The organism is Cytobacillus sp. (assembly GCF_964223445.1).
GTDB lineage: Bacteria > Bacillota > Bacilli > Bacillales > Cytobacillaceae > Cytobacillus.
Map to the genome: position 1 here is coordinate 121891 of NZ_CAXQGS010000038.1, position 23363 is coordinate 145253.

Annotated in this window: 24 protein-coding genes and 1 other annotated feature; all 24 genes read right to left on the reverse strand. The window is 40.9% G+C overall.

Annotation, left to right across the window (positions count from 1 at the left end; genetic code table 11):
- Window positions 1–22: 22 nt before the first annotated feature.
- Window positions 23–1162, reverse strand: coding sequence for an acyl-CoA dehydrogenase (locus tag ACEQ1T_RS05985; protein ID WP_370222080.1), 1140 nt, complete (start codon window positions 1160–1162; stop codon window positions 23–25).
- A 101-nt stretch (window positions 1163–1263) separates the two neighbouring features.
- Window positions 1264–1791 (reverse strand): hypothetical protein, encoded by a 528-nt coding sequence (locus tag ACEQ1T_RS05990; RefSeq protein WP_370222081.1) that lies wholly within the window; start codon window positions 1789–1791, stop codon window positions 1264–1266.
- A 73-nt stretch (window positions 1792–1864) separates the two neighbouring features.
- On the reverse strand, window positions 1865–2989 hold the full coding sequence (rpoD, locus tag ACEQ1T_RS05995) for an RNA polymerase sigma factor RpoD (protein WP_206838784.1): 1125 nt from the start codon (window positions 2987–2989) through the stop codon (window positions 1865–1867).
- Between the two features lie 111 nt (window positions 2990–3100).
- On the reverse strand, window positions 3101–4918 hold the full coding sequence (gene dnaG, locus ACEQ1T_RS06000) for a DNA primase (RefSeq protein WP_370222082.1): 1818 nt from the start codon (window positions 4916–4918) through the stop codon (window positions 3101–3103).
- A gap of 39 nt (window positions 4919–4957) precedes the next feature.
- Window positions 4958–5395: a DUF188 domain-containing protein gene (locus ACEQ1T_RS06005; RefSeq protein ID WP_370222083.1), complete on the reverse strand. Its 438-nt coding sequence runs from the start codon at window positions 5393–5395 to the stop codon at window positions 4958–4960.
- 363 nt (window positions 5396–5758) lie between these two features.
- Window positions 5759–6577, reverse strand: coding sequence for a pyruvate, water dikinase regulatory protein (locus ACEQ1T_RS06010; protein ID WP_206838787.1), 819 nt, complete (start codon window positions 6575–6577; stop codon window positions 5759–5761).
- Between the two features lie 28 nt (window positions 6578–6605).
- Window positions 6606–7241 (reverse strand): helix-turn-helix transcriptional regulator, encoded by a 636-nt coding sequence (locus tag ACEQ1T_RS06015; protein WP_009332992.1) that lies wholly within the window; start codon window positions 7239–7241, stop codon window positions 6606–6608.
- Between the two features lie 255 nt (window positions 7242–7496).
- Window positions 7497–9569 carry a glycine--tRNA ligase subunit beta gene (gene glyS, locus ACEQ1T_RS06020; protein ID WP_370222084.1) on the reverse strand — a complete coding sequence of 691 codons (2073 nt, stop codon included), beginning with the start codon at window positions 9567–9569 and terminating at the stop codon, window positions 7497–7499.
- Window positions 9562–10452, reverse strand: a complete 891-nt coding sequence (gene glyQ / locus ACEQ1T_RS06025) for a glycine--tRNA ligase subunit alpha (RefSeq protein WP_113882800.1) — start codon at window positions 10450–10452, stop codon at window positions 9562–9564. The genes glyS and glyQ overlap by 8 nt, the downstream gene beginning before the upstream one ends.
- Window positions 10453–10568: 116 nt before the next feature.
- Window positions 10569–10754: a binding site (T-box leader), on the reverse strand.
- Window positions 10755–10836: 82 nt separating this feature from the next.
- The gene (gene recO, locus ACEQ1T_RS06030) at window positions 10837–11592 is read right to left on the reverse strand and encodes a DNA repair protein RecO (RefSeq protein WP_370222085.1); all 756 of its coding nucleotides are present in this window, start codon (window positions 11590–11592) and stop codon (window positions 10837–10839) included.
- 30 nt (window positions 11593–11622) lie between these two features.
- Window positions 11623–11766 carry a YqzL family protein gene (locus tag ACEQ1T_RS06035; protein ID WP_009332996.1) on the reverse strand — a complete coding sequence of 48 codons (144 nt, stop codon included), beginning with the start codon at window positions 11764–11766 and terminating at the stop codon, window positions 11623–11625.
- Window positions 11767–11926: 160 nt separating this feature from the next.
- A complete protein-coding gene (gene era / locus ACEQ1T_RS06040; protein ID WP_206838791.1) occupies window positions 11927–12847 on the reverse strand; it encodes a GTPase Era in 921 nt (306 codons plus the stop codon).
- Window positions 12840–13283: a cytidine deaminase gene (locus ACEQ1T_RS06045; RefSeq protein ID WP_211202479.1), complete on the reverse strand. Its 444-nt coding sequence runs from the start codon at window positions 13281–13283 to the stop codon at window positions 12840–12842. The genes era and ACEQ1T_RS06045 overlap by 8 nt, the downstream gene beginning before the upstream one ends.
- A 365-nt stretch (window positions 13284–13648) precedes the next feature.
- Entirely contained in the window at window positions 13649–14056 is a 408-nt protein-coding gene (locus tag ACEQ1T_RS06050) for a diacylglycerol kinase family protein (protein WP_370222086.1), read from the reverse strand.
- Window positions 14034–14504 carry an rRNA maturation RNase YbeY gene (gene ybeY / locus ACEQ1T_RS06055; RefSeq protein WP_206838795.1) on the reverse strand — a complete coding sequence of 157 codons (471 nt, stop codon included), beginning with the start codon at window positions 14502–14504 and terminating at the stop codon, window positions 14034–14036. Before ybeY ends, ACEQ1T_RS06050 begins: the two co-directional genes overlap by 23 nt.
- The gene (locus ACEQ1T_RS06060) at window positions 14501–16693 is read right to left on the reverse strand and encodes an HD family phosphohydrolase (RefSeq protein WP_206838796.1); all 2193 of its coding nucleotides are present in this window, start codon (window positions 16691–16693) and stop codon (window positions 14501–14503) included. The genes ybeY and ACEQ1T_RS06060 overlap by 4 nt, the downstream gene beginning before the upstream one ends.
- 242 nt (window positions 16694–16935) lie before the next feature.
- On the reverse strand, window positions 16936–17901 hold the full coding sequence (locus ACEQ1T_RS06065; protein WP_206838798.1) for a PhoH family protein: 966 nt from the start codon (window positions 17899–17901) through the stop codon (window positions 16936–16938).
- Entirely contained in the window at window positions 17898–19091 is a 1194-nt protein-coding gene (gene yqfD, locus ACEQ1T_RS06070; RefSeq protein ID WP_206838800.1) for a sporulation protein YqfD, read from the reverse strand. The genes ACEQ1T_RS06065 and yqfD overlap by 4 nt, the downstream gene beginning before the upstream one ends.
- Before the next feature lie 18 nt (window positions 19092–19109).
- Window positions 19110–19400 carry a sporulation protein YqfC gene (gene yqfC, locus ACEQ1T_RS06075; RefSeq protein WP_035331147.1) on the reverse strand — a complete coding sequence of 97 codons (291 nt, stop codon included), beginning with the start codon at window positions 19398–19400 and terminating at the stop codon, window positions 19110–19112.
- Between the two features lie 167 nt (window positions 19401–19567).
- Window positions 19568–20047, reverse strand: a complete 480-nt coding sequence (locus tag ACEQ1T_RS06080; protein ID WP_206838802.1) for a hypothetical protein — start codon at window positions 20045–20047, stop codon at window positions 19568–19570.
- Window positions 20048–20081: 34 nt separating this feature from the next.
- Window positions 20082–21080 carry a flotillin-like protein FloA gene (gene floA, locus ACEQ1T_RS06085; protein WP_206838804.1) on the reverse strand — a complete coding sequence of 333 codons (999 nt, stop codon included), beginning with the start codon at window positions 21078–21080 and terminating at the stop codon, window positions 20082–20084.
- 20 nt (window positions 21081–21100) lie between these two features.
- A complete protein-coding gene (locus tag ACEQ1T_RS06090; RefSeq protein WP_206838805.1) occupies window positions 21101–22432 on the reverse strand; it encodes a nodulation protein NfeD in 1332 nt (443 codons plus the stop codon).
- A 251-nt stretch (window positions 22433–22683) separates the two neighbouring features.
- Window positions 22684–23127 carry a GatB/YqeY domain-containing protein gene (locus ACEQ1T_RS06095; protein ID WP_206838806.1) on the reverse strand — a complete coding sequence of 148 codons (444 nt, stop codon included), beginning with the start codon at window positions 23125–23127 and terminating at the stop codon, window positions 22684–22686.
- Between the two features lie 15 nt (window positions 23128–23142).
- A complete protein-coding gene (rpsU, locus tag ACEQ1T_RS06100; protein ID WP_370222088.1) occupies window positions 23143–23316 on the reverse strand; it encodes a 30S ribosomal protein S21 in 174 nt (57 codons plus the stop codon).
- Window positions 23317–23363: the final 47 nt, after the last annotated feature.

The window sequence follows — 23363 nt, forward strand, 5'->3', positions numbered from 1 at the left end:
GCATGACCAAACAAATTCAGTATTAGCACCCAATAAGGCGTGCAATGACCATTCTTTGAACTTCTGAGGTGCCTTCACCTATTTCCGTGAGCTTTCCGTCTCTCATGTAGCGTTCTACATGGTAATCTTTCATGTAGCCGTATCCGCCGTGGATTTGGACGGCCTGATCGGCGATTTCCATACATATTTCAGAGGCATAGAGCTTGCACATGGAAGCTTCTTTTGCGAAAGGTCTTCCCTGGTCTTTCAGCCATGCTGCTTTGTAGACCATATTTCGCGCCAATTCAATTTTCATTGCCATATCTGCAATTTTAAATTGGATAGCCTGGAAGTTTGAGAGAGAACGGCCAAACTGCTGGCGTTCCTTTGCATATTGAAGTGCCTTTTCGTAGGCAGCCTGAGCTATCCCTAGAGCCATGGCCCCAATTCCAATGCGCCCTCCATCCAATGTGATTAAGAATTGCTTAAAGCCCTCTCCTTTTTTGCCGAGCAAGTGCTCAGTCGGAACACGCACGTCTTCAAGAACCAGTTCAGTAGTATTTGAGGCGTTGAGTCCCATCTTTTCGTAATTATCAATCACTGTAAATCCTTCTGCATCCGTTGGTACAATAATCGCACTGATTTCTTTTTTGCCGCCCGCTTCACCGGTGACAGCAGTCAATGCTAAATGCTTAGCATAGCTGGCATTTGTAATGAAGCATTTATTACCATTAATAATGAATTCTCCATCTTTTTCGACAGCTGTTGTTCTCGTACCGCCTGCATCAGAGCCTGCATTAGGTTCTGTTAGCCCGAAAGCTCCAAACGACTCACCTGTACAAATTGGCACCAGATATTTTTGCTTTTGCTCTTCGGTTCCGAATAAAAAAAGCGGTGCTCCGCCAAGAGATATATGCGCCGAGTAAGTGATCCCGGTAGACGCACATGCTTTGCTCAACTCTTCTGTTACAATAGCAAAGCTTACAGTATCTGCCCCTGCCCCGCCATATTCTTCAGGGAAAGGAAGTCCCATCAAACCAAGGTCTGCCATTTTTTTGAAAACTTCTATTGGGAACTCTTTTGTACGGTCCCTTTCCAATGCCCCTGGGGCCACTTCTTCCTGAGCAAATTCCCTTATTGTTTTAAGGATCATATTCTGTTCGGCAGTCAAATCAAAATTCATTTACATCCCCCTCAAACACAAATGTTGTATACGCTTTCATTACTATTATATAAGGGATGTAAGAGTTTTCTCAACATTTAAAAACTTTTTAAAATATTTTATTATACAAATATAGAGATAATTATTAAAAAGCAACCTAGTGTCCCTGAAATCCATAAATATTGAAACTTAAATTTTAAACCCGCAAACAGCCAAAGAACACAATTGATCACTAGGGCAGCATAGAGTACTTTCTGGTTTTCAGGATATATCTCGGATACAAGCCCAACAGCTCCCATCAGTAATATTAAAGCTGCTGAGATGATGGGAATATGCATCAATTTTGCTTTACTGGAAAAATAAAAAACAAAGAAAATACACGCGGAAATAAAAAGAATTAAAATGGCGGTTTGCAAAATAATAGACAATTCAGTAAAATAAATTAATAAAGCAGAAATTGGAATAAGCAGCAAGAAAATAAGGTTGGCAAGATATAACACCATTTTATTTTTATGCTTTTTTATTTCCTTCAGCTGACTTCCTTCCGTATAAAGAGCCAGCAGGTAGTCGCAATATCGATCAGGAAGCATTCGGCTTTTCTTCCAATACAGAATTTCGTTAACAATGACCTTTTTTCTGTTTTCATCCAACCAAAGCACATCCAGTCAAAAAAAATAGTTTACTTCCATTTTAAGAAGTAAACTATCCACGGGCAATTATTTTTTACTCTAAGAAGTCTTTTAACCGTTTGCTTCTGCTGGGATGACGCAGCTTTCTTAAGGCTTTGGCTTCAATTTGACGTATACGCTCCCGGGTAACGCCAAATACCTTGCCAACTTCTTCTAAAGTCCTGGTTCGGCCGTCGTCCAGTCCGAATCGAAGACGAAGAACATTTTCTTCACGGTCAGTAAGTGTGTCAAGAACATCTTCAAGCTGTTCCTTCAGGAGCTCATATGCCGCATGCTCTGATGGAGAAGTGGCATCCTGATCTTCAATAAAGTCACCTAAGTGAGAGTCATCCTCCTCACCAATAGGTGTTTCTAATGAAACAGGTTCCTGTGCAATCTTAAGAATTTCTCTTACTTTGTCCGGAGTTAAATCCATATCTTCAGCAATTTCTTCTGGTGTTGGTTCACGGCCAAGATCCTGGAGAAGCTGACGCTGGACACGAATCAATTTATTGATGGTTTCAACCATGTGCACAGGAATACGAATGGTCCTGGCCTGGTCAGCAATTGCTCTTGTGATAGCCTGGCGTATCCACCATGTTGCATACGTACTGAACTTAAATCCTTTGCGGTAGTCAAATTTTTCAACCGCTTTTATCAATCCCATATTTCCTTCCTGAATAAGGTCAAGGAACAGCATCCCGCGTCCCACATACCTTTTGGCAATACTTACAACCAATCGGAGGTTAGCTTCTGCCAGGCGCCTTTTTGCTTCTTCGTCGCCTTCCTCAATTCGATTGGCAAGTGCGATTTCTTCCTCTGCAGAGAGTAAATCAACACGTCCAATTTCTTTTAAATACATACGGACAGGATCATTAATTTTCACACCTGGAGGGACACTTAAATCATTAAGGTCAAATTCCTCTTCATTTTTTGCAAGCTCCTGTACATTTGGATCGTCATTTTCATTATCTCCGACTAATTCAACACCCTGATCTCCGAGGAATTCATAGAATTCATCCATTTGGTGGGAATCGAGTTCAAATTGAGACAATCTTTCTGCTATATCATCATAGGCAAGGACACCTGTCTTTTTTCCTATTTCAACTAATTGATCTTTTACTTGTTCAAGGGTCAACTCTGTATCAACCTCTTTTGAACGGGCCGACTTTTCAGCCATATGTCCCCCTCCTTCCAAAAATCACACACATTCTTAACACATCTTGCAAATGGAACTATTCCTTAGGAGACGCTTAATCCCCAAAAACATTTATTAAGGCACACAGCCTTCTTATAGTGACTTACGCAAATGAAGGATCTCCATTGCAATTAAAGCCGCTTTAGCATAATCCTTTTGTCGTTCTGCTTCTTTTTCTTCCTTTAGTTTTTCTTTTATTTTTAACATCTTTTGATAATTCAACACCTGTTTGAGATAATCTGATAATTCCTGTTCGCTTATTTCATCGTTTATGGACATCATTTCTATATCCACCACAATGCGCTTAAGCTTTTCATCTTTTATAAAATTTATAAATGCACTCGGATCAGGCGTATGGCCTTTTTCGTAGAAACCTAAAAGATAGGTAATAATTGCCTGGTGCTCATCGATGTTAAATGTGTTTCCCTGAAGCATATCCTGAACTTTAAATGCTATGTCACTATTCCTGAGCATGTGGGCGATTAGCCTTCTCTCCGCTGTATGGTAGGCGGGTTTAAGACTGTCAGCCCTTTTTGGTGTCTGCAGCCGTTTTTGAGGTTCGAAAGTACCTTTCCCCTTCTGGCTATTCCTTCGCTTCTCCGTATAAAAGACCTGTTTTTGCTGCTCTTTCAAGGCTTCCAGAGAAAGGGAGAATTCATTCGCAAGCTGGCGCAGATAATGATCTCTTTCCACTGCTTTATCCAGCTGGCTGATTTCCTTTAATACCTCTTCGATATAAAGGAGACGATCTCCTTCATTTTGAAGCCTTTTGCCCCTGCGGAGGTAAAGAAGCTTAAATGCCATAAAGGTTATGCTGGACTCGATTACATCATGACGAAATTTTTCTTCGCCGAATTCATTAATATAATCATCCGGATCATATCCATCAGGCATGAGCGCTACTCTGATCTGGCAGCCTGCTTCCATTAGCAGGTTTGCTGCCCGGTATGCGGCTTCAATACCCGCATTATCGGAATCATAACAGATCGTGATTGATTGAACATTTCTTCTTAAAGAAGCAACATGTTCTTCCGTTAAAGCAGTGCCCATCGTACCAACGCCATTGCCGACACCAGCGCGATCAGCGGCGATTACATCTGCAAACCCTTCAAAAAGAACGGCCCTCTGCAATTTTTTAATCTGTGGTCTCGCCAAATGAAAATTATATAAAGTTTTGCTTTTATTGAAGATTGCAGTTTCAGGGCTATTTAAGTATTTGGGCTCATCGTCCCCAAGTGATCTTCCCGAAAAAGCAATCGTATTTCCGCTGCGGTCAAAAATCGGGAACATGATTCTATCTCTGAAGCGGTCAAAATAGTTCCCATCTTTCTCCCTTTTGATAATCAGTCCAGCTCTTTCCATAACATCTGCCGGGAATTTTCTTTTAGTCAGAAACTTGAAGACAAAATCCCAGGACTTCAATGAATAGCCGATTTGAAATTTTTCGATCGATTCCATTGTAAAGCCTCTATTAAGCAAATATTCAAGTGCATGCTGACCATCTTTTGTGTTTACGAGCAGATGGTGATAAAATTTACGTAGAAGCTCATGCGCTTCCATCATCTGCTGTAAATCTACTGGCATTGATTTTGCTGATGCTGCAGATGCCGCATCAATTTCAAGCTTGATATTTCCTTTTTCAGCGAGTTTTAAGGCAGCTTCCTGAAAGGAATATCCTTCTAATTCCATTAAGAAAGAAAATGCATTACCTCCAGCTCCGCATCCAAAGCAATGATAGATTTGCTTTTCGGGTGATACAGAAAAGGAAGGAGTATTTTCGCCATGAAAAGGACAAAGCCCAAAGTAGTTGCGTCCTTGCTTGTTTAATTGAATATAGTCGCCAATGACATCAACAATATCTACAGCTTGCCGAATTTCATTTACTTTCTCCTCGGCGATCCGTTCTGCCATATGAACAACTCCATTACTTACTCAGGTATTCGATAAACCTTACTGAATTCCTTCAAAATTCGACAAAATCTTTGTCAATTTCTGCACAAATCTGGATCGATCCTCTCGGCTATATGGTTTTGGGCCTTTCCCATAAACACCTCTTCTTCGCGCTTTCGCTGAAAGATGCCTCATTTCAAGCGCGGTCCGAATTTCATTTTCTTCAAATAAAATTCCCCTGGGAGAAAGGACATAAACACCATTCAGCAAAAGAGTTGAGGCCAATCCAATATCTTGAGTTACCACTACGTCTCCTGATTTCACATAATTCATTATGAATAAATCAGCAGCTTCCTTACTGCTGTCAACAAATTTCCAGACAGCCCCATTTAGGTCATTTTTCATATGGGCATAAGAAGCAACAAACACTGCATCCATTGTAAAGGAATTGGCTATTTCGACAATTTCTTCTTTTACGGGACAGGAATCAGCATCCACAATAATGTTTGGTTTGCCTAATGTTCTAATAATTCTACATCACTCCGCATTATCCTTCTTTGCATGAATAACTTTTGCATAGTGAGATATGTCGAATTTTTTCTTGGACGAAAGCTTGACATGCCACAATAAATAGTTTATTCCTTCGCAATGAACTCTAAACCTATTCGGGTACATTTTTATCACAATTTTTTATTATAGTACATTAATCTCTATTTTGCCATTATTTTATCTGGAATGAATATAATTTAATTTCCTGGTTTTTTTGTTAAAATCCCATCTTAGAATTGATCATATTTACATTAAGCTAATCAGCCTTCATGCCGCACCACAAAAAGAAAAGGCACATAAAAAATTTATGTGCTAGCTTTTCGGAAAGCTTTTACGGTATTGATTTAAGATCATATTGGCTGTTTCCTCTACTGCCTTATTCGTAACATCTATTACCGGGCATTTAATTTTGGAAACGATTTTCTCAAAGTAACCTATTTCTTCTTTGATTCTCTCTATATTTGCATAGCTGGCATTATCGCTTAAACCTAGCGATATTAGACGTTCTCTTCGGATAAAGTTTAATTTCTCAGGACTGATTTTCAGACCGAAGCACTTATCCGGCGGGACCAGAAACAGCTCTTCAGGAGGATCAACTTCAGGAACAAGGGGAACGTTAGCCACTTTAAGGCGCTTATGTGCAAGATATTGAGAAAGAGGTGTTTTTGATGTCCTTGAAACGCCTATTAACACTATATCTGCTTTTAATATTCCACGAGGGTCTCGGCCATCATCATATTTCACAGCGAACTCGATAGCCTCAATCTTTTTAAAATAATCCTCATCAAGCTTTCTGACCAGTCCAGGTTCAAAGAGCGGAGTAATGCCGCAGGCTCTTTGGATTTGATCCATTAAAGGGCCGACGATATCAAAAGCATATATCCCTTCTTCTGCAGACCTCTGGTTAATATATTTCCTCATATCCGGCTTAACCATTGTATAGGCTATCATCCCATTATCCAGCTTTGCCAGCGATATGACTTCATCAATATGTACTTTTTCTTCAACATATGGAAAGCGTTTAATAAATATATCACTGCCATTAAACTGACTCGTGGCAGCTTTTGTTACAAGTTCAGCCGTTTCTCCCACTGAGTCCGAAACGACGTAGATGATCGGCAATTTTTCCATTCTTCAACACCATCTCCTTCTTACTTTGCTACTTTTCTCCGGCCAGGGCCAAGAATGCTTTTGTCAGGTTTGTTTTGGTTATCCTGCCGTTAACTTCAAACCCTTTCTCCGTCTTTTTTACAACAGGAAGGGCATCGATTTGCTTTTCAATCAGCTTTTTAGCAACTTCTATGAGCAAATCATCTTTTTCACACATTGTAATATTAGGCATTCTTGTCATAATGATATTAACAGGGATGGAATTAAGCTCCTGCTTGCCAATACTTGCCCGAAGCAAATCCTTCCTTGACAAAACCCCTACAAGCAGTGAACTCTGGTCCACTACAAATAGCGTGCCGACATCTTCCAGAAACATAGTCACAATTGCATCATAAACCGATACATTTTCATTAACAACTACAGGAATGGATTGATAATCTCTTACATAAAGCTTCTGAAGGTTTTCTGTCAACAGCTGTGCCCCGGTTTTCCCTGTATAGAAATAGCCTACACGCGGACGGGCATCCAAATAGCCTGCCATCGTTAAGATAGCCAGATCCGGCCTTAGTGTCGCCCTGGTTAAGTTTAGCTGTTCCGCTATACTCTCACCAGTGATCGGCCCGTTTTCCTTTACGATTTCTATGATCTTTTCCTGCCTTTTATTTAATTCGATCTTCCTCACCACCTAATCTGAAAAAGGTATGCTAATGGCACTCATTTCCCACTAAAATAAGGTTATACTTTTATATAATTATTATATACTATTTGTCATAAATGAAAAGATGTGTTTCATATATAGTTTTCTTTACTTCACCTGATATGTGCAAAATATGAAAGAGCCCGTCAGCAATATAACAGGCTCTTTCCTGACAGCCATAGCAGCTGTCTTCCCTCTTAAAATTTAATCCTATTCCAGCATAAAACGCAAAATTTAAGCTCGTTACTTAACTATAATTTCGTTCATATTTGCAAATTCCTTTATCACATCAGCCAGATTTGCCATCTGGTGCAGCCTGTTGCTGCGAATTTCCTGATTCTCATCCATAACCATAGTATGCTCGAAGTATTGATCAATTTCAGGTTTCATGCTTATTAGCAGGTTAAAGGCAGCTTCTTCTGTAACCTCTTTTCCTAATTCCTCGTTCACTGACAAATATTTGTTGAACAGAGCTTTTTCGTATTCGTTTTCAAATAAGCTGCTATCTATGTCACCTTTATTCTCAGCCTTAGAAGCAATGTTGATAACTCGGCTAAGAGCTTCAATGCTTTCCTTGAAACCTTCAGCATCCTTTTGGGATTCCAATACTTCAGCTCTTTTTACAAGTGAAGGCACGGAACCGATTTCACTGCCTAAAACAGCTTCAATTAAGTCATAGCGCACTGCCTTTTCCTGGAGCATATATTTGATTCTTAATTTAAAGAAAGAAACCAGTTCCTGCATTAATTCACCTTTTGATTTCTTTCCAATCTGAGAATTAAGAACAGACTCAGTAGATAATGCAATCAATTCTTCGAGTTTCAAATCCCAGTTTTTTGCCAATAAAGTCTGGATCACACCCGTTGCCTGCCTTCTTAAAGCATATGGATCCTGTGAGCCGCTTGGGATAATCCCTATTGCAAAGGAAGACACAATTGTGTCCAGCTTTTCAGCAATAGACAGTACTGCACCAGCATCACTTGCAGGCGTCTGGTCCTCTGCATTGCGCGGCATATAATGTTCATTGATTGCACGCGCCACAGCTTCCTTTTCACCTTTTTGCATGGCGTATTTTTCCCCCATAAAACCTTGCAGCTCAGGAAATTCATAAACCATATGCGAAACAAGGTCGAACTTGCTGATTTCAGCAGCCCGGTCTGTCACGGCCTTTGCTTCATCACTGAAATGAAGATTCTCACTCAGTTTAGCTGCCAGCTGGCGAACACGGTCCACCTTCTCAGCAAGAGTTCCAATTTCTTCATGGTAAACAATGTTTCTAAGTTTTTCCAGCGATACCGCAATTTCCGTTTTTTGGTCTTCCCTGTAGAAGAAAGCTGCATCAGAAAGTCTTGCCCGTAATACTTTCTCATTTCCTTTAGCCACTTTCTCCAAATGTTCATGTGATCCATTTCGGACAGTAACAAAGTAAGGAAGCAGCTTACCCTCTTTGGATTTTACCGGAAAATAGCGCTGGTGTTCCTTCATGGAAGTAATTAAAACCTCTTCCGGAAGCTCCAGGTATTCCTCTTCAAACTGGCCATATAATGCTGTCGGGTACTCAACAAGATTGTTTACTTCTTCCAATAAATCTTCATCGACAGGGATCACCCAGTCATTCTCTTCTTCAATTTTTTCCAATTGTGATAGAATAGCACTTTTTCTTTCCTGAGGGTTAGTTATCACATATTGAGACAGCAGGGACTTTTCATAATCAGAAGGATTGTTAATTTCAATCTCTTCACCCAGAAAACGGTGGCCCCTAGTAAGGTTTGAAGTCTGAACATTCGTGATTGCAAAAGGAATGACTTCATTTCCGAATAATGCCATAAGCCATTTGATCGGCCTGATAAAACGCAGTTCCTGGTTTGCCCAGCGCATATTCTTTGGGAATGATAACGAGGTAACAATCTGCTGGAGTTCCGGCAGCAGGGCTGCTGTTTCTTTCCCTTTAATAAATTTGCTGACATGGGCATATTCAACCCCATTAATTTCTTTAAAGAATATATCTTCAACAGAAGCCCCCTGGCCCCGGCTGAATCCAACCGCAGCTTTAGACCATTCTCCATCCTCGGTTAAAGCGATTTTTTTTGCAGGTCCTTTCGCTTCCTCATTTATGTCCTCCTGGGCGGTATCTACTCCCGTTACAAGAACAGCCAAACGGCGTGGAGAAGAGAAGGCGCTGATCTCGTCAAAAGATATTTTCTTATCCAAAAGCCATGATTTCACTTTATCTGAAAGCTGATTCATTGAATTAGTGACAAATCTGGCAGGCATTTCTTCGAGTCCAATTTCCAGCAGAAGATCTTTCTTATTCATGAGATCCTTCCTCCTTATCCTTTAAAATTGGGAAGCCAAGTTTTTCTCTCTCTTCATAAAAAGTTTTGGCTACTTTTCTGGCCAGATTTCGGCATCGTGCGATATAGCCTGTTCTTTCTGTTACAGAAATCGCTCCCCTTGCATCAAGCAGATTAAAAGTATGGGAGCATTTTAATACATAGTCATATGCTGGGTGCACAAGTCCTTCATCCATTTGTCTATGTGCTTCTTTTTCATAAATATTGAACAAATTAAAGAGCATTTCCTGATCAGACGTTTCAAATGTGTATTTCGAATGCTCGAACTCAGGCTGCAGGAAAATATCTCTAACCGTAAACCCGTCAGTCCATTCAAGGTCAAACACATTTTCCTTGTCCTGAATGTAAGATGCGAGCCTTTCAATTCCGTATGTAATCTCAACAGATACAGGCTTACATTCCAATCCGCCTACCTGCTGGAAATATGTGAACTGCGTTATTTCCATGCCATCAAGCCAAACTTCCCATCCTAAGCCTGCACAGCCCAGAGAAGGATTTTCCCAGTTATCTTCTACAAACCGGATATCATGTTCAAGCGGATCAATGCCCAACGCTTTCAATGAATCAAGATAAAGCTCCTGAATATTATCCGGCGATGGCTTCATGATCACCTGAAATTGATGATGCTGATAAAGCCGGTTTGGATTCTCTCCATAGCGCCCATCGGCCGGACGGCGTGAAGGCTCTACATAAGCCACATTCCAAGGCTCTGGTCCAATCGCCCTTAAAAATGTATACGGGCTCATTGTACCTGCCCCTTTTTCAGTGTCATAAGCCTGCATCAAGATACAACCCTGTTCAGACCAATGTTTTTGAAGTGTTAATATCATGTTTTGAATATTCATAGGACACCTCTTTCTTATTTGTTTTAAAGTAAAGCTTTATGGACTTAGCAGCTGCCTACCTATTGCGCTTCCGCCTTTCTGTGAACATAAAAAACTCCCGTCTCTATGCCCAATGGCATAGGGACGAGAGTTTACCCGCGGTTCCACCCTATTTGCTGCGCTTTTGACTGCAGCCTCTTTTGTTGTCAATAGACAATATTGCTCTGGAACGCCCTTCCTTAACCATCTATGCCCGGCTCCCACTATCCCGGGTTCGCTTTAATTAGAAAATGTTAAGTACTCTTTTCCTTCACAGCAATTATATTTTATTAATTTGAATCATAGCGGAATGGATTTAAATTGTCAATAATAACAAAAGCCGAAACGCTATGCTTATAAAGAAACTCATTTCATTAAATCATTGAACTTTGCCATTTGATTCAAAAATTTTTTTGTCTTCAAGTTTAAGCCTGAATACTCTTCATAATAGGCAGAAATAATCTTTTTCAATTCAGCTTTGGTTTCAGGTTTGACAGAGATATTGCCGAGGCGGGACAAGTCAAAAAAGTAAAACAGGCGAAGCAGCTTAATTGTCGCCTGCGACACTTTAAAATGATAAGGATCCTTATCAAGGCAGCGGTGACAAATCAGGCCGTTTTCCCGGATAGAAAATGCAAAATGTCCGTCAGTGCTTCCGCAGACAGAACATTGATCAAGTACCGGATATAAACCCAGAGCATTCAGCATTTTCATTTCATAAATGTTTGTGAGAATTTCAGGGTCATATCCTTCGTTTATTAAATTTAGCGTTTGATGCAGCAATTCGAATAAGAATGGGTTAGGCTTCCTATCCTCGATGCTTTTATCAGTCAAATCGACAATATAGCTTGCATAAGCTGTCAGAAAAATATCTTCTTTAATGGACCGCATGGATGAAATCATGTCCCCCTGCTGCAGGGTACCCAAACCGCTTCCACGCTGAACTAAAAAATTCCCGTATGTAAAAAGCTGGGTGACAGCAGCAAATCTGCTGTTTGGCTTTTTCGCACCTCGTGCCATCACACCAACTTTTCCCCATTCACGGGTATATAAAGTAACAATCTTATTTGTTTCACTATAGTTAGTTGTCCTGATGACGATGCCTTCACATTTATCAAGCAACTGTGACACCATCCCTGTCTTTCGACAAACCTATGAGATGGGAAAATCAGCTTCTGCTAGCTCTTCATCATTGCTGCCGGGTATATCCTGAGTTTCCTTTTCTAGCTCCTTGAAGAGAAGATATGTGTCAATATTTCCTGTCTGGGAAAACACTCTCCAGGTAAAATCCATCATCGAAAACCCCACCTTTCAGTTATTCAACTAGCAATTTCTTTTATCCCAATACATTTATCTATATCATAGCCTGTCTTTGTAAAATCATGAGACGAAAATATTGTCAATCACCTGTATGCATATAAACCAGAAATGAATAATACTTTAATTAGGGCCGGGTTTAGTACTCATCATCACGGAAGCCAAAGTCACGGAGCTGGGACATTTTATTCCGCCAGTCTTTTTGGACTTTGACCCAAAGCTCCAGAAAGACCTTTGACCCAAGAAGATTCTCAATATCAACCCTTGCTCTTTTTCCGATTTCCTTGAGCATTTTGCCTTGCTTTCCAATCACAATGCCCTTTTGGGAATCACGTTCCACAATGATAGTAGCCATTACATGAACGACATCCTTATCTTCGCGGCGCTCCATTTTATCAATGGTTACAGCAAGCGAGTGCGGTATTTCTTCTCTTGTTAAATGCAGCGCTTTTTCCCTGATCAGTTCGGAAACGATAAATCTCTCCGGGTGGTCCGTTACTTGATCAGCCGGATAAAACTGCGGCCCTTCCGGAATATATTCTTTAATCTGTCCTAACAGCGTCTCAACATTATTGCCTTCTAAAGCAGAAATAGGGATAATTTCGCTGAACCCGTACTTTTCCTTGTAAGACTCAATAATTTTAAGTAGTTCATCTGGGTGTACCTGGTCAATCTTATTGATTACAAGGAAAATCGGTGTACGGACTGACTGAAATTTCTCAAGTATGAATTCTTCACCGCGTCCAAAGCCTTCCTGTGCATTTACCATAAACAGGATGACATCCACTTCTTTAAGTGTATTTTGGGCAACTTTCATCATAAAGTCTCCCAGTTTATGCTTTGGCTTATGGATTCCTGGCGTATCGATAAAAATATATTGTGCGTCATTGGTTGTCAGGACACCCTGAACTTTATTCCGCGTTGTTTGCGGTTTATCACTCATAATCGCAATCTTCTGCCCAATTACGCGATTTAAGAACGTTGACTTTCCTACGTTCGGTCTGCCGATTATGGAAATAAACCCTGATTTGTGTCCTTTTGGTGTCGTAGTGTTATTCATGTAAATCCTCCGGTGAAAATGCTCCTGGCAGTAATTCTTCAACTGTTAATTCCTTAATATCCCCTTTTAAATTGGTTAAAACCACTTTCATTTCAGGCGGACATAATTCGGCTATTACCTGTCTGCATGCACCGCATGGGGGAACAGGACGGTCTGTGTCAGCAACTACAGCTATGGCTGAAAAACTTTTTACGCCATCAGAATACGCTTTAAAAAGCGCAGTCCTCTCAGCACAATTACACATGCTGTACGCAGCATTTTCGATGTTGCAGCCATGAAAGACCTGCCCGTCACTGCTTAGTAGTGCTGCTCCTACTTTGAATTTTGAATATGGCACATATGCTCTATCTCTTGCAATCTTTGCTTCTTTTATTAGTTGATCGCTGTTCACAAATATTTCTTCCTTTCCTGTAAAGCGAGTTGCTCCCCACGCCATTAATAACCAATATTTGGAACTGTAATGGGCTTAGTTAGATTGAGCAGAGACGCTCAATAGCTTCTTCTGTAAGAAGCAGCCGCTTCTCTTTTATTTTACAACATTTTACTTTGATTTTCATCGTTTGTAGAAAAAACGTAATAAAAAAATTGAATTTTCTAAAAATATATAGGCTGATTAAATTTTGAACCAAGCCACCATTCTCAATGAGATTCCACAACATCTCCCCAGCCTGCAATATTAACTGCTGTTCTGTCATTTTAGCGGATTCAGTTGGCGTTTTCAAACACATGCTTATTTATTTCTGCAGAATCCTGTCAGGCTTTGCTGTTTATATGGAAAAAGCCAAAAAGCAAAGCTGCCCATCAGGACAGCTTCAGATTACTGCAAAACATGAGAATTTTAGGAAGAAATATAACCCCGCCTATAATTACACTTACAATTGCATACACCAATACTGCTCCAGCAGCAATGTCCTTCGCTTGCTTTGCAAGGGGATGATAATCTTCTGTTGCCAGATCCACAACCCTTTCAATGGCTGTGTTCAGCAGTTCGAGTGAGAGCATGCCCCCGATGGCCAGGAGAATGATCATCCATTCAAAGCTGGAAATGCCAAAGAATACTCCAAAAATAATAACAGCTATCGACACCGCCAAGTGTATCTGCAGATTCCTTTCATCCAATATTGCTGTTCTAATGCCGGAAAAAGCAAACGAAAAGGATCTGAGGACACTATGTTTCCGGACCTTTCTATCTCGTGAGCCCGAATTCATCTAATATATCCTTTTGGCGGGAAAACATTTTTTTCTCATCTTCTGGATTTTCATGATCATAGCCAAGAAGATGAAGGAAGCCATGGACCGCCAAAAAACCAAGCTCCCTAATAAAAGAGTGTCCATACTCCTCCGCCTGCTCCTTCGCCTTCGCAACGGAGATAATTATATCCCCCAGGACTCTGGGCATATCGGCCCCTCTCAGTTCGATTTCACCTTCACCCAATTCTTCCATTGCGAAAGAAATAACATCTGTCGGCCGATCTTTATCCCGATACTCCCTGTTAATTTCGCGGATGCGCTCATTGGTCACAAATGTAATGGATACTTCGCTTCCCGGCTCCACAGATTCTTTAGAGGCAGCAAAATTAATAAGCTCTTCAATTTTGGCTATTTCATTTTCCTGAAGCTCATTTGTCTCATCCAAAAAGTCAATATTTAAATTCATGCCTGTTTCACCTTCTGTTTTGTCATTTCAGGATACTCTATACGTGAATGGAAAATTCCGTTTAACGTTTCGCAGAACGAGTGTGAAACGGTTTCCAGCTCTTTTAAGGTTAAATCACATTCATTCAGCTGTCCATCCTGAAGCCTGTCTGCGATAATCTTTTTGACCAGTTCCTCAATTTGTTCTGTTGTAGGGTGCGCCATGGAACGGACTGCGGCTTCTACACTATCAGCAATGCCGATTACTGCCGACTCTTTTGATTGCGGTTTTGGTCCCGGATAGCGGTAGTCCTCTTCCTTTACTTCCAGCCCATTCTGTTTTGCTTTGTAGTAAAAATATTTAAGCAATGTTGTTCCATGATGCTGCTCGGCGATATCTACTATCTCCTTCGGCATCTTATGCTTCCTCAGCATTTCAGCACCATCTGCAGCATGGGCGATAATAATATTCTTGCTTGTCTGCGGAGGGAGCCGATCATGCGGATTTTCAATATTAACCTGATTTTCGATAAAAAATTGAGGCCGCTTTGTTTTTCCGATGTCGTGATAATAGCAGCCCACCCTTGCGAGAAGGCCATTTGCACCAATAGCTTCACACGCTGACTCAGAAAGATTGGCAACCATTACACTATGATGGTAAGTTCCTGGAGACTCAGTCAGGATCTTTCTCAGCAGGGGATGATTAGGATTAGATAGCTCGATCAGCCTCATAGTAGACAATATTCCAAAGCCTGCCTCGAAATACGGCAGCAGGCCAATTGCCAGCACTGCAGACGAAATGCCTGAAATCAGAGCGATAACAAAGTAAAATCCATATTCAATCGTATCATAGTGACCGTTTCTTAAGAAAAGCATTGAAAAGATAACAAGTATGTTTACTGCAGATACAAATAAACCAGCCTGCAATATTTTGGAACGGCGATTCTGCTTGCTCAGAAACAATATGGCAGCCAAGCCGCTGCAGAGGATATAAATGGCTGATGTCAGCTGAAATGTGCCAGTGACACCTTCATTAAAAATTACGCTTCCTGTGATAGCCATAATGATCGTATAGTACATGGCAAGCTTTTCATCAATTAGTATTTTGATCAGCATAGCTCCCATAGCTGCAGGGTAAATGTATCCTATCTCTGAATAATCAGCATATTGGAATAGGCTGATGACCTTCATCAGCAATATGGATAAGATAAAAATAAGGCTAAACAGCAATAAATAACTTTGTTTTAATTCCCGCTGCACGTTCATTTCATGAAAATAATAATAAAGGGCCGATAAGACAATGACGATTATGAGCGATAATCCGATAAAAGGCTGAATCGAATTAACACTGTCAAGGAGTCCTACAAGTTCCAGCTGCCTGTATATGTCCCTGCTGATCAGCTGATTTTCTTCTACAATAATCTGTCCCTGCAGGATTTTAACCGGCTCGACACTCTCAACAGTCTGCTGCCGTAATTCTTCCGTGGCAGCAGGATCATAAAATTGATTTTGATATATAGCATAACGTCCCAGTTCTATTGCAGCTTTTTTCAAATCTGAATTTAAACTGGTAAACTTTAGTTCTTCTTCAACACGCTTTTTCGCGTTCTCCACTTGTTCAGCCGGAATTTCATTATTCATAATTTTATTGATGGCCGTTACCGTAAGGTCTTTTGCAATGCTCAGCTCTCCCTCCTTTGCCTGCAGCAAAGAAAGGAAAACACCATCTGATACCTCTCTTGTTACGTCATCAGTGAGCTTTTCTTTAACCATGGCCAATTTATCTTCAGGACCAGGGTCTGCAGGGTCTGGTGCCCCTGCCTCTTTATCAGCCTCATTTGAAGCAGCTTTCTCTTTCTTTTCCATCTCTTCTTTTACTTCATCGTTCACTTCCGATACGGAACCGAAAATGGAGGTAACCAGGTCAACTCTGTTTTGTGCAATCTCTTTTTTAACAACGTAAATATCCTTAACGTTATTTTCTGCTTCTTTTCTCTTTCTTTCTGTGCTTGCTTTATCCTCAACTGTTATCGGTGACCTTATAGTCTGTTCAGCAACAGAGAACAGGCCTAAATCCAGCTTTTCAGGCTTTACATTGCTATACATGGAAAAATACATAACAATACCCAAGAGAATAAATAAGAGAACACGAAAAAAGGTCATATTAAGCAAATTTCTGATTGTAGTCATACTCTGCTGAAGGTTTGGCACATTTACCCCTCCTGTCCTGGGTAAAAAAATTCCAACAAACTTAAATATGCATTTCAGTATTAATTATGTAAAATCATATCAGTTTTTCTAAAGGTTTTCACCAAGAAAAAGGCCTATCTATTAACAGGTTACCTAAACATTTCATTAATAGCAAATAATTCCATGGTGATTCCTGTTATTCATTTATTCCGCTGAATTATTTTACTCAATGAAAAAACCGCCAAAGTCGGCGGCTTAACGGTTCACTGGTGATTTTCTTTTTCGTATGCCTGGATAATCCTGGCCACAAGCGGATGCCGCACAACATCACTCTGTTCCAAATGAACGAATGATAGCCCGCTTACACCCTTGAGAATATCTTCAGCCATTATCAGGCCGGATTTTACTCCCTTTGGAAGGTCAACTTGCGTTTTGTCTCCAGTAATAATCATTTTTGAGCCGAAGCCCAGCCGGGTTAGAAACATTTTCATCTGGGCTTGAGTGGTATTTTGCGCTTCATCCAGGATCACAAAGGCATCATCTAAAGTTCTTCCGCGCATGTACGCCAGCGGTGCAATTTCAATCGTGCCTCTTTCAATCATTCTTTGTGTATGCTCTGCACCTAAAATATCATGCAAAGCATCATACAATGGCCTTAAATAAGGATCGACTTTTTCCTTTAGATCCCCCGGCAGAAACCCAAGGCTCTCGCCCGCTTCGACTGCAGGACGGGTTAGGATAATCCTTTTCACATTCCCATTTTTCAAAGCATTTACGGCCATGACAACAGCCAAATAGGTCTTGCCTGTTCCTGCCGGACCTATGCCAAAAACCAGGTCATTTCTGCGGATTGCTTGAATATATTGACGCTGGCCTAATGTCTTAACACGAATGGACTTGCCTTTTGCATTTTTTGTAATTTCTTCTTCATATAAATCACTGAAGTACTCAAGTGTACCCTTATGAGCCATTTGAAGAGCATACATAACGTCTCTCTGACTTATATTTATCCCTTTCCGGATTACATAAAGCAGTTTATCCAGAACCTTTCCAACCAGTTCTACCTTGTCCATTTCTCCAGACACAAATACAGATTCTCCTCTGGTTACAATGGAAACATTCAGTTCTTGCTCAATAATTTTTAGGTTTGCATCCGAATTTCCCAATAGGGCAATTGCTTCGTTTGGGTCTTCCAGCTGCAGATTCATTGTTTTCAAGTCTTCTGTCATTCCGAATCTCCTTGAATAATTGGTTGTCCTTCTGCAATATTCTCAATAATTTGGAAATGTATTGCTATTGTTACTTTACCATTGTCAATTGATTGGTGCAAAACTTTTTCTCCCATAACTTTAGCATTTTCATCTAAGCTGCTTTTTATTTTTTTTCTTGCCAAATCTTTCGCTGCTTCAAATGCCTCTTTATTGGAATATATTCTTGTGACTTGCTCCCTTTCACGGAACGTTTTATTCACATATGAAATAGGTAGCTCCCACTTCAGGAATTTTACTCTTTTTTCATTTTCCTCTAACTCATACTCTTCAAACTCCGGGCTCCCAAATCCCCATATTGGAATTTCAAGGTTTCCGACCGTAAGTGCATGCTTGACTTTTTCATTGCCGCTGAAGACTTTGAAAGTGCTCTTAAGCGGAAGAATAACTTCAGATTTATACCATGTCTCCCCAAAAATCTCCCCTTTCGAAGGAACAGTCTCTGTTTGGCCCTCTTTCCCGATTATCCCTGAGACCAAAAGCTGTCCTGGCTGAACATGATCGTGTATATCAACGACTGGACGCCCTTCTTCGACAAACATATCTACAATGACTGCTTTCTTCTTCGCTACCAAATGACGCGGACTTAAATACTCAGGCTTATTAGGCTCATTTTTCTCTACGACCTGCAAATGGTAGGTTGTCCCTTTTAACTCCACACCGACCCAAGTAATGGCTTCAATATTGTTTGAAAGATTACGCTGGATAGATTCCACATTATCTACAAAGAACTGCAGCTTTCCTTTCTTAACCCCCATCTTGTCCAATTCTTTGATGATCTGATATTCAGTAGCAGGATTTGCACCCTTAATCTCTATTCCCCAAACCATATTGGATAATAGGAGAATGACTGCAAAAAACGCGAGGGCACCAGCAGCAAATCCACTGTTTTTCAGCAGCCTTTTCACAAGGAATGGAGCTCCTGCCCGCTGCAGGAACTCGATTCTGCAATCGCTGTTCCTGGCGTGGCTCCTTATTTTTTTGGCATCTTCCAATTTCATTTTGAAGGTGACTGATTGTGTTCCATGGTTTTTCACATTCCAGATATTGATTCCGCTGCGGGTAAGCGCATTAATGAATCTTTCTATTCCCTTCCCGCTTGCTTTAACTGTTACAAGGCCCCTGTAAAATTCGATCCACTGGTTCTTCATTTCCTTCCCCCTGAATTCTTAATCAGTGTCTGTAATATAAGTAACTGAGTCAATTTTCCCCTCCAGCAATATTTCTTCTGGCAGTATCGTTTTTATAACGAAAGCTTTCCCTCTAATTAAAAGCTGCCCCTGCTTCAAAAGCAGTCTTAATTCCTTATCTGAAAAAGCCAATAATCCCCTGTGGTTCTCTATATAGATATGGATTTGCCCAATCATAGTGATGCGGGGCAAATCCATCATGACATCTTGAGGAAGCTCCATATTTTTAGTCATCCAGCCGCGGACGAATTGTCCCCACTTTTTTGCCATAAAAAAAGAACCCCCTTTCATCTCATATTTATGAAATGAAAGGAGGTTCTAGCACTTATTTTTGATAAGAATAGAATGTATCAATTCTGAAATTAGATAACTGTCTAGCGCAAGCTGCCTGCCCCCCGAGTTCATTGTCGGGGATGGGCAAGGCGCTTCCGCTTTTCTTATTGCTTCCTGTTCAGGGATCGGTGAGGATTTTTTGATCTTGGAGGTCCAAGGATTTCAGACCAGATAATTCCGTCAACAAGCGACTGTTTCCGAGGCTCCAAACTCCCTGCTCCTGAGGCTTCCTTTGGGTACTCTGCGTTTTTATTGGAAGCTGATCGCGCTAATGCATTTGTTTTTCTTTCGGCAGCTCTCCGCTGATTCTGAAGAGCTTTCATGCTTTCTTCAGCCTTCTGTTTACGCTGCCTGTATTCTTCTTCTATTCTTCTGGCTTTCTCTGCCTGCTGCCTTTTTTCTTCTTTTAGCGCTTCGGCCAAAGCAGAATCTGCAGAAGTTCCTTCTGCCTGTGTCCGCTGCTCCTGCTGTACTGAACGGGGAGTCTGTTTAACAGGCTTTTCCTCCTTCTTTTTTTTGAAAAAGGAGGAAATAAAAGCGATTAGGGCAATGAGAATAAAAGGATTCTCCAATAAGAATTCCAAGAGAGTTTCCTCCCTTCTCCCAATAGGGGATCATTTAGTCATTTTTGCGGCCATTTTTGCCGTCATCACTCATATTGCCGATTGAGTCCCTCATTTCGGTATCAGCTGAGATGTTTTGGATATTCATATAATCCATTACACCAATATTTCCGGAACGGAGCGCTTCTGACATGGCAAGCGGCACCTGAGCCTCTGCTTCCACAACCTTCGCTCGCATTTCTTCAACGCGAGCCTTCATTTCCTGTTCTTGAGCTACCGCCATTGCACGTCTTTCTTCCGCTTTAGCCTGGGCAATCTTCTTATCCGCCTCTGCTTGTTCAGTCTGAAGTTCCGCACCGATATTTTTACCGATATCCACGTCCGCGATATCAATGGAAAGGATTTCAAAGGCAGTCCCCGCATCCAGGCCTTTCGAGAGAACCGTCTGAGAGATCATATCAGGATTTTCGAGTACTTTCTTATGGTCAGTCTGTGAACCAATTGTAGAGACAATCCCCTCACCAACACGCGCCACAATTGTTTCCTCTCCGGCTCCCCCGACTAGACGGTCAATATTTGCCCGGACGGTAATTCGCGCTTTCGCCTTCACTTCAATACCATCCATCGCCACACCTGCAATGAAAGGAGTTTCAATTACTTTTGGGTTAACGCTCATCTGAACAGCTTCCAACACGTCGCGCCCTGCCAGGTCGATGGCAGCGCTGCGTTCAAAGCTTAAATCAATATTTGCACGGTGTGCTGCAATTAATGCATTGACAACTCTATCAACATTTCCTCCTGCCAAGTAATGGCTTTCCAGCTGGTTTGTTGATACATCAAGCCCTGCCTTATGTGCTTTGATTAACGGGTTAATAACACGGCTTGGTATAACCCGGCGAAGCCTCATTCCTATTAATGTAAAGATACTGACTCTGACACCGGCAGCCAATGCTGAAATCCACAGCATTACAGGTACAAAGGTGAATAATATCCCAAGTAAAATGACACCCAGTACAACGGCAACCAGAACAAATACTGTCCCTGCTTCTAACATATTCCTACCTCCTGATGATTTTATTTATCTAAATCAAGATTAGATACTTCCCTTACAACAATACGTGAGCCTTCTGCTTTAACAACTTTTACTTTTGCCCCTTTAAGGATAAAGCCTCCCTCACTGACAACGTCAATCCGCTCATCCGCGATGACAACTGTACCAGATGGCCTTAGGGCTGTAAGTGCATAACCCTCAAGGCCAATCAGTTCAAGTCTGCTCTTATTTGAAATATAGCCTTTTTCTGTATTTGTGCTATCGGTTAATATTATTTTTTTGAAGAATTTCATTTTTTTACCAAACACCTTTATCATTAATATAGATGCCAATATTGAAACTCCCATAGCAATTAAAATAGACATTCCCATATGGGCTGCATTGTCAGCAGCCAGGAACAGGCTGCCCAGTACTGCTGCTATTCCAGCTATTCCTGCAACTCCTCCAGGAAGGAAAAACTCAGCTATTATTAAACCTATACCTATTACAAACAAAATTAAAGTTTCATATCCTGCCAGGCCGGCCACCATATGGCCATAAAAGAAAAGGAGCAGAGCCGATAACCCCATGAACCCAGGAATGCCGAAGCCCGGTGAATACAGCTCCAGAACAAGCCCGAGGCTTCCGATAGATAATAGAATTGGTATAACGACAGGATGGGTAATAAAACGGGCCACCTTTTCTGCAAAGCTTTCATCAATTGTCTGTATAGCAGCTCCCTCAAACCCGAGCACTTTCAGTAAATCCGCTCTTGAATCTACTGTGCCCTCCGAATAACCCACCTCTTTAGCCTGTTCAGCTGTTAGGGTAAGAAGCTTTCCCTTCGGCGCTCCTAAATCTGGCAGATCCACCGATTCATCTGCCATAGCAAGTGCATAAACAGGATCTCTATCCGTTTGTGAGGCAGCACTCTGCATAGCTGCAAACCAGTATGATTCCGCTTTCTTGCCAGCCGTATTACCCTGCTGGTCAATAATCGCTGCTGAACCCATTGTTGAACCCGGGACCATGTATATTTCATCCGTATTCAATGCTATATAGGCACCTGCGGATAAGGCCTGCTTATTAACAAAAGATATTGTTTTTACATTTGTCGAGGTTAACAGCCTTCCGATTTGCCCGGCTGCATCCACTGCCCCTCCGGGTGTATTTATTTCAAATATTATGGCTGAGGCATTTTCTTCTTCAGCTGTGTGGACCGCTCTATTTAAAAATGCATAAAGCCCTTTTTCCACAGTTTCTTCAATAGGAACAATCAGCACTTTTTCATTATTGGCTTTTCCTTGAAAAGGGCTTCCCAAAAGCAGCAGAGCAAAGAACAATGAAAAGGCGGTTATTGCTCTTCTGGCAATCAAAACATTCCCCCCTTTAACCGCAAAATTGATTCTATATGTATTTACGATTCAATCATTAAAAAGTTTCATTTTTATTTTTCAATATAATTAGTATTTACAAAGCGGCTGCATTATAAGTATAACCAAGAAATGAACGTAAATCATTCCAGCAGTGTTTAGGCTTTCATAGACTAAAGGATACGAATAAGATAAGTGAACACCAAATAAAAAAGACCGTCAGCCAATGGCTATCGGTCTTTTATTGCATAGTTTTATGAAAGGTGTTGTTGTACAAGTTTATTTACAAGTGAACCATCTGCTTTGCCTTTTACCTTAGGCATAATAGCAGCCATCACTTTTCCCATATCAGCTTTTGAAGAAGCACCCGTTTCAGCAACCGTTTCTGCAACAATTTTTGAAACTTCATCTTCTGAGAGCTGTTTTGGCATATATAATTCGACATACTGAAGTTCAGTACGAATTTTTTCAACAAGATCTTCACGACCTGCTTTTTCAAATTCATGGAGGGAATCCTTGCGTTGTTTAACTTCGCGAGAAAGGACAGTCAGCTCCTGTTCTTCGTTAAGCTCTTCACCAAGCTTGATTGCTTCGTTTTGAAGCGAAGCTTTAATCATACGAATGACAGTTAGCTTTTCTTTTTCTTTATTCCTCATCGCTTGTTTCATATCTTCATTTAAACGCTCGAGAAGACTCATTACATACACCCTCTCTTACCACTTACGCTTTCTAGCAGCCTCAGACTTTTTCTTACGTTTAATACTAGGTTTTTCGTAGAATTCGCGCTTTCTTGCTTCCTGCAAAGTACCAGTTTTTGATACTGAAAGTTTGAAGCGACGAAGAGAATCTTCAATCGATTCGTTTTTACGAACGAAGTTTTTAGACATTCTCTTTAACTCCCTCCGATCACAACACACTTACATCAACAAAATGG